This window comes from Devosia sp., assembly GCF_028290645.1.
Taxonomy (GTDB): domain Bacteria; phylum Pseudomonadota; class Alphaproteobacteria; order Rhizobiales; family Devosiaceae; genus Devosia_A.
Window position 1 is genome coordinate 1 of the sequence record NZ_JAQGJL010000328.1, and the last position, 10,264, is coordinate 10,264.

Sequence of the window (10,264 nt, forward strand, 5' to 3'; positions counted from 1 at the left end):
CGCCGCTCGTTTGGCGGCCGGCCATACCTTGATCGTCTGCGGTGGCCGCGACTATCAAGATCGAGAGCGGGTGTTCGCCGCGCTCGATAAAGCCCATGCACGCACACGCATCGAACTGCTCGTGCACGGCGCCTGCTTGGACAGCAAAACCGGCATGCTGCTGGGCGCCGATCGCTGGGCCGACGAATGGGCGGCCGAGAACGGCGTCAAGGTCGAACGGCATCTGGCGGACTGGGGGATGTGGGGCAAGGCAGCCGGGCCGATGCGGAACAAGCAAATGGCCGAGGCCGGGGCGCACGGGTGCATCGCCTTCCCAGGCGGTGTCGGCACGGCGAACATGTGCGGCCACGCCGCGCGCTTCAAGATTCCCATCTGGAAGCCGTTTGGATGACCTGCCCCATCTGCGAAGCTGCCACCGAGCCCGGCTGGGTCTGCGAGGACCATCCAGGGCTACCGTGGGGTCACGATGGTTGCGGTGCTGCAGGGATGCCCTGTGTCTGCAACCCGCTTGGTGGGGTTGGGTGGTCGAAGGTGTTTGCGGAGGAACGACATGACGAAAACGATTGAGCGGATGGCGCGCGAGAAGCACGCTGCCTACGAGCACTGGTGCAACGTTGGGGCACAGAACACCTACGGCTTGCTGCCGGCAGAAGCAGAGGCGTTGTCGGTCAAGTACGCCCTCGCCGAGGCCGCCATGATCGAAGCTGGCGACAGGCTTCGAGCCTCCATCAACTCACCCGAAGGAGCGAAGCTGTGAGGGCTGCCTTGCTGGTATTTCAGTGCGTGATCTCTCTGGCGGTCCTAGGCAGTTCAATCGCATTGCTCGTGGCGATGGGCCTCAAGCAGCACGCTGCCTACCTGTGCGCGCCGGCTGAATATCTCGTGCTGTATGGCTACATCACCAGCAAGGAATACCGAGCGAGGACCGACAAGATGGACCCAAAACATCCGCCCGCCTGCGCAATGGCACCTGAAGGAGCGAGCCAATCCCCCACCTGAGGGGTGCTGACTGACGAAGATAGGGGTAGCGTCGGCCAGCAACGAAAGTACACATGACCGGCATGGCATGTTTGGCAACATCACGGAAAGCACGCCATGAACTGGACCCGCATCCTCTCAAGCCGCCTGCTGCTGCCGATCACGGCTCCGATCGCGATCCTGTTGATTTTGCCGATCACTCTGGTGGTGATGGTGGTCATGTATGGGAAATGGGAGCCGATGCGTGCCGAAGCTGACGACTCACCAGCGACTGAGCCTATGGTTTCACTTGGGGGTGAGTGACACCTTCGTTGATGTTCAGCCCCGCACCGGCGCCGGGTTGTTCACATCCGCCTGAGCCTTGCCTCGGAACCACGATGCAACGCCAAGGATTGCCCCGATCGACGCCCACGCCTCCATCGGGATCACGGGCGATGGGATATGCGCCAGTGGCAGCACGAAGTAGACGCCGAAGAACGTCGTTCCAAACACGAACCCATTGAACGGTCGCCAGAGCCACGAGGCCCAGTGCTCCGACTTCACCTCGGCCTGCATGGTAGCGTTCACGGCAGTGATCGCCGCCGTGTCCGAGACAAGCTGCGAGACGGCAACCTGCGTCACGAGGGTTTGAAGCTCTACCTGCCGATCCTTCTCAATCTGCGCCAGCTTCACCGCGGCATCGGGATTGATGGTGAGGGCCTGGCTGACGGCGTCCGGTGTCGGAGCGACGCCCAGGACCGATGCCACGATCGAGCCGGCAGCGTTCAACGCGAGGCCGGCCGGGCCGCCTAGAAGCGCCCCAAGGATAGGCGCGGTTTTCCCGACCGCGCCGGCGATGTCTGCCCAGTTCATGTCACCTCCATGAGATTCGACGCGATCCGCCTACACCACCCACGCCCGAAGCTCGGCCAGCTCGGAAGCTCGGCCATGAAGGCCAGTCGTGCGCCGTTGAAACGTGCCAGCAGCCGTGCGGACGGAATCGAGTTGATGGCCTGCAAGGTGGACGGGCCGATCACACCGTCTGGGTTCGTGCCGGCAGCGCGCTGGACCACGCGGATAGATGCGGTAACACCGCTGTTGACTGCCATGTCGAACACGTCGAACTTGATGCCGTCAGGAAGTGCATCGCATCCTGCAGGACCCCAGAAGTCGCGTGCGTAGATCTGCTTCGCACGTTCGAGGGTCATGCCGGCGATGTCCTCGCCAGGGTAGCTGCGCCGGCTGATGCCGTATTTGGTCTCGCCGCCAGGATCGGCGCGACTGTTGATGTAGCCGCCCTCATGGCCGATAAGCCTGTCAAACGCTGTGTCAAAGTCGAAGGTCATTTCTTACCATCCGTCGTGCGCTGAAGTTGCGTGGCTCTGATGACGGCCAACGTCTCGCTCATGTCGTTGACCTTGGCTTGGACTGCCTTGACATCGGTTGCAACCGATGAAATGGCTTCCTTGTTCCTCTGCGACTCCGCGATGGTGTCCGCCTTCACCTGAATCAAGCCGGCGCGGGTTTCCTTCAGCTCGCCGCCGAAGTAATAGATGCCAGTCGCAATGGTGATGATCACGCCGAGAGTGCCGGCATCGAAATTTGGCCGCCATGCGACAAACTTGTGGCGCCGCCGGTCATCAAGCTGTGCTGGGTCGAAGTCGTTCACTGGGGCCTCACTTGATAGCGCCAGGTGGCGTCGGACGTGACTCGGGGTACAGAAACAGCTTGCTCACTGAGCCCCAGTCGCGGCCAGGAACTTTCCACTGCAGCCGGGATACTGGGCCTTTGATCACGATGAAATAGGCTCGGCCGGCATCGAAATCGAGCTTCTGGTACTTCGCCACCGTGATCTCGACCGAGCCGCCAGGGACCATGCGGAACTCGTGCGGGCCGGGCAGCATCGAGACGATCCAGCCCTTCCCGTTGTCGCTCAGTCCGGTGCCAGGGCCAAGCGAGCCGCATGAACCGTTCGCGTGGGCATCTTGCGCCTCTTGGTCGCTGGGTGCCCGCGCTGCCTGAGCGGGCAGGCAGAACATCCAGAGCATGAGCAGGATCGCGCGCATGTCAGTAGAGGGTCAGGTACTTCGTCGTGCCGCGGACCTGACCGAGCAGATAGTCCTTGCAATCGAACTGCGGCCAGTCTCTGTTTCCGAAGGTGCCGCGCCCCTTGCCGTGGCAGCCGTACATCAGGATGTCCTCCCACGTTCCCACGCCGTATCCACCGGCGTTGTCGTGCTGTGCCCAGCCGTTCGCCCAGTCGGCGTGCAGTGTGTAGCCGGCCGGCGGGTTGAGGGTCACCATGTCGGGCTGATACTTCGGCGGATCACTCGACAAGCGAAGGAAGGCCAAGTCGGCTTGGTTCCTGATGACGGTGTGAACATTCAAGATCGGGCTTGCCAGATACACCGGGTAGGCCGGGTCCGTGCACGGGGCGTCCAACCTGCCGTTGAAGGCCTGGCTCGCATCAGGCACCGATGCCATATGGCTGTAATGGTTGGCGCTGTCGAGGTTCACGCCGTCCCAACAGGCGTTGAAGACGATCAAGAAATTCAGTTCGTCGCAGCCGCTAACCCCAGCCCCTTCTGCAGGCGATGGAATGTGATCGAACGTGGAGATGGTGTGGTCGAATCCATAGCACTCGATGCGTGAGATCCCCGGCAGAGCATTCGCCAGCGTGCCACGACCAAAGTTCGGCAGGGTGTTCGTCGCGCTGCCGATAATCATCCGGTGGCCTTTGAGCGGCCAGCTTTCGCCCTCTGCCCCGAACGAGTAGCAGCACTTGTAATAGAAGTTCATCGCGGTCGGGAAATTGACTTCCCCGTCGCGCGCGTGATCGCAGCCGTCGGTCCTTCCGAGCGGGCACTCATAGACCAGCGTTGGAACCCAGTAGCCGGTGCGGTTGATGATCCCGCCGGCGCAGGTGCTGTTGCCAACCTCATCCATCTTGCCGGCGTCGCTGTTCGGCCCTGTCGTCGTGTTGCCGACGAACGCATGCAAGTGCGACTTGCCCGACTGGTGCACGTAGACGATCGGATCGTCGAGGCTCATGTGAGAGAGCGAGCAGGCGATGCGGAAGTTGCCGCCGCTGACGATGTTGTCGGGGTACAGGACTGGCGCATTGCTGGCGTTCACGCAGTCTGTGAGATTGTCGACGCTCGTATCGCAAACGACCTTGACTCGCTCTCCGGAAAAGCCGCCGCGCGGCTCGGGAATGGTCGCCATGTTCACGTAGAACTTGCCTGCCGGCATGATTTCCGACGGCACAACCGAGCCGGGCTTGAGTTGCGCAAAGGTACCGATGCTGAACGAGAACAGCAGTGCGGCGATGAGTGCGTGAAACGCTTTCAATTGGGACCTCCGAAGAACCCGCGGCCAGCCTTGACAACGTTGCGAAAACCGCGCGATCGCTCAGGCATGACAGGCGGTGTCGCGTACCCGAACTGGGGCCGCACATATGGCGATGAGTTGGTCGTCGGCTTGATCTCGAACACGCAGTCACAAGGCGTGCTCGCACAGAAGTCGGCTGTCCACCATCGATGCGCCCCGCTACCGCCATTGAGCACAAGAGGCGTCGCAGTCGCGCTTCCATCGGCAAGAACTGCTGTGACCGTGGCAGACCCGGCGACTTCCATTGCGAAGAGCAGGTGGTTGCGCCACTGGCCGGCATTCATGTGGAAGCGGAAACCCGAGAGCAGGCTCGGGAGCGTCCAGCCGTAGGCGCCGCTGATGCCTGCGTTCTGCCGCGTATCGTTGCGGAGGTCGCCGATACCGTTGTGATCGCGCTCGTCCCATGTCACCACGTTGGCGGACGATCCCGTGATGGACCCACCGCCGTTGATCGTTCCGGTGTCGCTGAACACCTCGATTTCCATCTGTCCGAGGCGCTGGAACTTGTAGACATGCGGCTGGCCGCTGAGCGACCCGCAGAACCACGCGCCGCCCCTGTAGCCGATATGGCTCGTGTCGAACGCAGCGCCGCCCGAGAGCGTGCTCAAGTCAAAGGCCTCCGCCGGATTGACGTAGGTGCGCGGCACGATGCTGACAAAAGGGGTCACAGAGGCCCCCACAGTTCATAGCCGTCAACGGGATCATTTCCGAGGTCCACGAACGTCATCGCCTGGCTGTATTGCGGCATGTACTGCGGGTCCATGTCGTAATTGCCATTGGGCAGCAGGTTGCCCATGAGGATGCGCACGCCGGTGGCTGGGTTCAACAGGATCGGCCCCGACCCGAGCCGCTTGAGCGTGAAGGTCAGCGGGAACGGGTTGGACGAATTGAAGGCGTAGCTGTTGCCGAGCGCCGGAACGAGTGTGCCGGTGCCATTGACGGTCATCGTCACATCGACTGAGCGGCGTGGCAGCAGCAAGGCCACTGGCGTCACCTGATCGATGTTGACGATTGGTCCGCCAAATGCATCGGCATAAGTCAGTGTGCGGCCTGGTGCGTTGACCTGAAGCATGGGAACACGGCCAAATGGCAGCATGCCCAACTCGGTCAGTTTGGTTCGTAGGAGTTTGGTAGCCATGTCGTTGTCTCAGCCGTCGATCAGATAGGTGGTGCCGTCGTCATCCATCAGGTACGTCACCCCGTCGTCGTCAACGATGGCATTGGCCGGCGCAGAGCCATCGTCGGGAGGCAAGGCGTCCGACGACTTGAGAAATACATTTCGGTGGCGGACTCGCATGTCAGGCCGTCTGCAGCGTGACGCCAGTTATGGCGAAGTCACGCGCCCCGCTCATGGATGCGCCGGCAGATGCCTTCTGAATGCTGAAGGTCAACGTCGCTGTCGGAGAAGAGGAACGGAAACTGATCTCGTAATAAAACTCGCTGCTGGGCAACGTGATGTCCGACATGGTCGCGGAGGCGTCCGATAGCGAGGCGTGCAGCACGAAGTTAGAGAAGTTGGCGCCGTAGATGCGAATCTTCCGGGTGAAGCTGTTGACCGCAGGCGCGGTAAACAGCAGGCCCGCCATCGAAGAGTCGGTCCCGACTGCATAGCCGGCGGATGAGATGTAACTCGTCGGACCATAGGTCGATGTGGAGCCGAGGTTCTCCCCCAGATCCCAGCTGAGAGTTGTTGTCAACCCGCCATAGCTGCCAACGTTGGCGCATGAACCGGTGGTCGCCATCCCAATCAACGGGCCGCCAGCAGCCGTATCGCCTGGCTTGTTGGTGAGGCGGTTGATCCCGCCCGCGCCGGAGCTGTTGATGCCAATGCCCAACCAGTCGGCAAAAACCGGGCTTGTGCTGGTATTAATATTGATGTTCGAGGCCGAGAACGTCGTGGCCGACAAGGTGCCCGCTGCCGCAACGTTGTTCGTCACCGCAGTTGCTGCGAAGTTCTGCAGCGGCGTGCCGGTGTCCAGGCTGACGATGCGTGAGCCTGCCGCGGTGTACGAGAGATTGACTGTTTGGCCGTTTGTCACCGCGGCTCCGTCGAACGTCGTGGTCGTCGTGTCCGCCGCGGTCTTGGCGATTGCCGTCGAGGTCCTATTTGCGCCTGCCACGTTGACTACCTTGGTGGTCGCTGCCGGTAGCACGTCATAGATGGCGCGCGAGTACACCTCTACCACCGTGTTCGGTGCGCCGCTCGGAATCGTCGCTGACAAAACCGTGAGCGCGGCGACACCAGCAACCGCCGACATATCGACTGTCGTGCTGCGCCAGGCATCATCGATGCTGTCGTAATCGGCGCTGAAAACCTCGTTCGGGCCGGCCGTCAGCTTGAACCCGGTTGGGGCGATGATCGTGCCCGTCGCCGTGAATGTGGCCGTGCTGCTGTTGCGCAGGTAGTAGCTGTCGCCACCGATCAGACCCGTTGTGCCTGCCGCATTGGTAAACGCCTGCGTGCTCGCGGTAGTGCCTCCGATGATGAGCGGGCGATTCAAGTGCCCAGCTCGCGTCATCGTTGCGCCGGAGGTGAGCGTGGCTTGGCCGGGGTCGGTGACCTTGGTGGCGAGCGCGGCAGCAAGCGGGGCATTCGTCGTCGGCAGATCGGCGGTCGTGCTGTCGCTCAGGGACGAGAACGCCGTGATACCGCCAGCCCCGACCGCAACCAACGATGTCCCATTGGTTTGGTAGATGGTGTAAGGCGCAGAGTTGAGCTGGTACAGCACCGCACTCGCTGCAAGCTGGGCAGCGGTAGGCGCCGCGATCTGGCCGGCGCTCAGGTCGATCATCACCATCGGTACGCGCACATTGGATTGGCTGACAACGTAGGTGCCAATACCAAGCCCATTCAGAACAATGGTGGTGACCGATCCATACGGCCCATAGACCAGCGAGGCGGCGCTGATGTTCGTCTCGAACGTCGGCCTGGTGGCGACGGTGATTTGCAGACGCGCAGAACCGGAGATGGTGACGGTGTCGTACTCGTCCAGGGTGATGGTCGCCACCGTAGAGGCATTGAATGCAGGCATGGGTTACCTTGTTTTAGAACGTGCTGGGTGAGTCATCCGGCGCCGCCAGGATCTGGGGCCGTCCGGTAGGTGCGGTGCGTGGTCAAGGTGATGGTTGTCCCCGACACACTGAGCGAGGTACCTGTAACGTCCGAACCAGCCCCGACATCACTTCCTGTGTACGAAGTGGCATTCGCCACGCTGACCCCATTGATGAATCCAGATGGATTCGCCGTGCTGTATGGGGTGAAGCCCAATGCGCCGGTCACGTCACCACTGGTCAGGGAAACAGCCCCGGTCCGGCCGAATACAGAACTGACGGGCGACGCGCTCAAGTCGTTCGTGAACTGGCTGAGCGCTGTTGGCCGGCCGGTAACACCAGTCCATGGCACCGCGTTTGCATTCGCTGCAGTCCCAGCGCCCGTGATGTAGCCAGCGTTGTTGGTGAACTGGCTGATATTCCCGCTGCCCAAGTAGCCGTTAAATGTCGCACCGACAACGGCCCCGGAAAAATTACCGGCTACAGAATATGTATTCAACCAACGATTGGCTGACGTTCCGCTGGTTACCGCGTTGTTATTGAACGGGTAATTATTCCCAGTCTCATCTATTACCATCGCGACCAGTGGGTCACCTCCACCAACAGGCTGCGTGGCAAGAACGAGGCGCCCACCGAATCCCGCCAAGCGGATAGAGTAGATTGCCGCATTGACGTTGCTCGCGGAAAATGTGATCGCGGGAGATGCATCCCCCGAGTTATTACCGGCGCTTTCGAGCTGAAGTACATTGCTGTAAGTGCTGCCCGTCTTCGTTATCGATACCTTGTTGGAACTGGTTATTCCGGTAATCCCGGTGAGCGGGACATTGGGGAAATTGCCAGTCGCCAGGCTGTTTAAGACGGTGTGAGTCGGCGTCAGTGGCCCAGAAAACGCGGGGAACGTCGTTTTGAGGACAGACTTGAGCAGCCGAAGGTGATCATCACCCTCTGCCTTTAGGTCGGTCGAACCTGGCGCCGAGGCGTTCAGGTCGCTGATGTAGCTCGCGCTCTCTACGCTCATGTCTTCGTCCTAGAATAGGAAAAGCCGCTCAGTGGCGGCTTTCGGGGGTTTCATGGGTAACCGGATCGGTTCAGTTCTGTGGCTCTTGGCGTTCGGTCTGATGTTTCTGACCTACACGTCTTCGCAAGGAACGCAAGGCGGTGAACTCATCTTTGCGCCACTCGCCTTCTTGGCTACCTTGCTGGCATTTATCGTCGGCGGGGCGCCCTGGAAGCTCTAGCGGCCCAGCAGGCCGGGGGTCGCCGCATCAGAGAGCGGCAGGGTCGCGGCCGGTGTAGCTGACCTGAGCAAACCGCCCAGCGTGTCCAGAGATGCCGGGCGGCGCGAGGCAGCGAAATTCAGGGCCGCGATGCCCGGCTTGGTGTAGGCCAGCGCGGGCGCAGCGCCTGCATAGACAAATGGGTTCAGCAGAATCTGCGGCTTGGCAGCCAACGCCCCGATCCCGCCAGCAGCAAGCGCCCGATCTGTCGTTCCTGAATTCGGAACAGACGCGCCGAGGATGTTCTTGGCCGGGTCGCTCAGGTCCTGCATAAAGGCATTCCCACGGGCGAAGGCGTTGTCGCGGACAGACTTGTCGCTCGCCTTGACTGCTGCAGACAGCTGCGCGCCGCTGAACACGCCGTTAGCAGCGCCCTGCATCGCGCCGGCAGACTGGATTCGGGCAAGGTTCGCGAACGCCTCGTTGATCCCGTCCAGTTTCTTGGCATACAGCGGATTGCTGCGCTTGAGGCCGTCTTCCAGCGACTGCTGCGCCGTCTTGAGCGCCGCACCAAGTTGCTGGTTCTCGAAACTCGGATCGGAGGCATAGCCCTGGGCCGCGGTCTTCAGGTCGGACAGCGTGCCCTGAAGCGTCTTGCCCGAGCTGATGCCCTGCTCAGTGAAGTTGTGATCGACCGTCGCCATCAGCCTCTGGAACGTCGCGGCCTGGGTGGGCGCGAGGCCCTTCTGTGCCATTCCGGTCAATGATTCCAGTTCCGTTGACAGCTGAGCGTCCTTCTTCAGCGTGAGCTTCGGCACCAACGAGTTATAGGCATCGCTGACCTGAGTGGAAATGCTGTCGATCGCGTCGCGGCCTGGGGCAGTTGGAACTTGCGCATCGAAACCAGCCTTCTTTAGCGGCGTGATGACTCGGCCGTATGCCGCCGTATTGAGACCATCAACCGCCCGGCCCTGGGCTGACTTGATCACATCGCCGATGACCGGAACGCTGGTGAGCTTGTCTTCGACAGATTTAGGGAATCCGCCGAACATTTGACCGGGCGTCAGCTGCATGCCTTCGTCCATCAAGGCGCGAGCCTGGGCGCCGATCTTCGGGCTGATGAGCCCGGACAAGGCTCCACCCGCCACGCCCAGAACCTTGCCAGCGACGGCTCCTGTGGCGATCTGCTGCGCCTTTTCAGCACCGAAACTCGTATCGCTGCCGGCCGTCATGTTGGTAACCGGCGAGAGTGCGCCGCCGAGCGCGCCAGCAGCCATTGCAGTGCCTTGCGGGCTAGCCGCCAGCATCGGGATCTGCGACATGGCCTGACCTCCGGCCCGCATCCAATCCACGCCCGGGCTCGGCTTCTCGCCTGTGACAAGCTGGCTCAGCGTCGGGGCATTCGTCCGCCCATTGGCTGCGCGCGAAGCCTCGTAGCCGGTGTTCTGGTCGGCAACAGCGCTGTTGAAGTCCAGGCCCGGCTTGGTGCCGATCGCCCCGCCTGTCTTGTCGTACAGGAAGTGGTCAACCGAATCGCCGGCATCGCGCACACCCTTGGGCAGCATGTTGTACAGCCACTGGGCGGCACCGTTCTGGGTGTCCCGCACACCCTGGATCAAACCACCCGTCTTGCTGCCCTCGAAGGTGGG

15 protein-coding genes are annotated in these 10,264 nt (G+C 61.7%); 4 read left to right on the plus strand and 11 right to left on the minus strand.

Annotated elements, in window-relative coordinates:
* The 4 genes from JWQ89_RS17490 to JWQ89_RS17505 all read left to right on the plus strand — a co-directional run.
* Positions 1 to 391: DUF2493 domain-containing protein (locus JWQ89_RS17490; RefSeq protein ID WP_299643044.1), on the plus strand; the 391-nt coding region annotated here is incomplete at its 5' end.
* Between the two features lie 159 nt (positions 392 to 550).
* A complete protein-coding gene (locus tag JWQ89_RS17495) occupies positions 551 to 757 on the plus strand; it encodes a hypothetical protein (RefSeq protein WP_299643045.1) in 207 nt (68 codons plus the stop codon).
* A gap of 8 nt (positions 758 to 765) precedes the next feature.
* Positions 766 to 999, plus strand: a complete 234-nt coding sequence (locus tag JWQ89_RS17500; protein ID WP_299643047.1) for a hypothetical protein — start codon at positions 766 to 768, stop codon at positions 997 to 999.
* Positions 1,000 to 1,095: 96 nt separating this feature from the next.
* Positions 1,096 to 1,281, plus strand: coding sequence for a hypothetical protein (locus JWQ89_RS17505; protein ID WP_299643049.1), 186 nt, complete (start codon positions 1,096 to 1,098; stop codon positions 1,279 to 1,281).
* A 15-nt stretch (positions 1,282 to 1,296) separates the two neighbouring features.
* On the opposite strand, the gene JWQ89_RS17510 is transcribed toward JWQ89_RS17505, so the two are convergent.
* The 11 genes from JWQ89_RS17510 to JWQ89_RS17560 form a co-directional block, all read right to left on the minus strand.
* On the minus strand, positions 1,297 to 1,830 hold the full coding sequence (locus tag JWQ89_RS17510; protein WP_299643051.1) for a 3TM-type holin: 534 nt from the start codon (positions 1,828 to 1,830) through the stop codon (positions 1,297 to 1,299).
* On the minus strand, positions 1,827 to 2,303 hold the full coding sequence (locus JWQ89_RS17515) for a glycosyl hydrolase 108 family protein (protein WP_299643053.1): 477 nt from the start codon (positions 2,301 to 2,303) through the stop codon (positions 1,827 to 1,829). Before JWQ89_RS17515 ends, JWQ89_RS17510 begins: the two co-directional genes overlap by 4 nt.
* Positions 2,300 to 2,626 (minus strand): hypothetical protein, encoded by a 327-nt coding sequence (locus tag JWQ89_RS17520; RefSeq protein ID WP_299643056.1) that lies wholly within the window; start codon positions 2,624 to 2,626, stop codon positions 2,300 to 2,302. The genes JWQ89_RS17515 and JWQ89_RS17520 overlap by 4 nt, the downstream gene beginning before the upstream one ends.
* A 7-nt stretch (positions 2,627 to 2,633) precedes the next feature.
* A complete protein-coding gene (locus JWQ89_RS17525; RefSeq protein WP_299643058.1) occupies positions 2,634 to 3,023 on the minus strand; it encodes a hypothetical protein in 390 nt (129 codons plus the stop codon).
* Between the two features lies 1 nt (position 3,024).
* Entirely contained in the window at positions 3,025 to 4,308 is a 1,284-nt protein-coding gene (locus tag JWQ89_RS17530; protein WP_299643059.1) for a DUF1996 domain-containing protein, read from the minus strand.
* Positions 4,305 to 5,015 carry a hypothetical protein gene (locus tag JWQ89_RS17535; RefSeq protein ID WP_299643060.1) on the minus strand — a complete coding sequence of 237 codons (711 nt, stop codon included), beginning with the start codon at positions 5,013 to 5,015 and terminating at the stop codon, positions 4,305 to 4,307. Before JWQ89_RS17535 ends, JWQ89_RS17530 begins: the two co-directional genes overlap by 4 nt.
* Positions 5,012 to 5,485 carry a hypothetical protein gene (locus JWQ89_RS17540; protein WP_299643061.1) on the minus strand — a complete coding sequence of 158 codons (474 nt, stop codon included), beginning with the start codon at positions 5,483 to 5,485 and terminating at the stop codon, positions 5,012 to 5,014. Before JWQ89_RS17540 ends, JWQ89_RS17535 begins: the two co-directional genes overlap by 4 nt.
* 9 nt (positions 5,486 to 5,494) lie before the next feature.
* Complete coding sequence (locus JWQ89_RS17545; RefSeq protein ID WP_299643062.1) at positions 5,495 to 5,644, minus strand: hypothetical protein; 150 nt, start codon at positions 5,642 to 5,644, stop codon at positions 5,495 to 5,497.
* A gap of 1 nt (position 5,645) precedes the next feature.
* Entirely contained in the window at positions 5,646 to 7,379 is a 1,734-nt protein-coding gene (locus JWQ89_RS17550) for a hypothetical protein (RefSeq protein WP_299643063.1), read from the minus strand.
* A 32-nt stretch (positions 7,380 to 7,411) separates the two neighbouring features.
* Complete coding sequence (locus JWQ89_RS17555) at positions 7,412 to 8,416, minus strand: hypothetical protein (protein WP_299643064.1); 1,005 nt, start codon at positions 8,414 to 8,416, stop codon at positions 7,412 to 7,414.
* Positions 8,417 to 8,632: 216 nt separating this feature from the next.
* Positions 8,633 to 10,264: hypothetical protein (locus JWQ89_RS17560; RefSeq protein ID WP_299643065.1), on the minus strand; the 1,632-nt coding region annotated here is incomplete at its 5' end.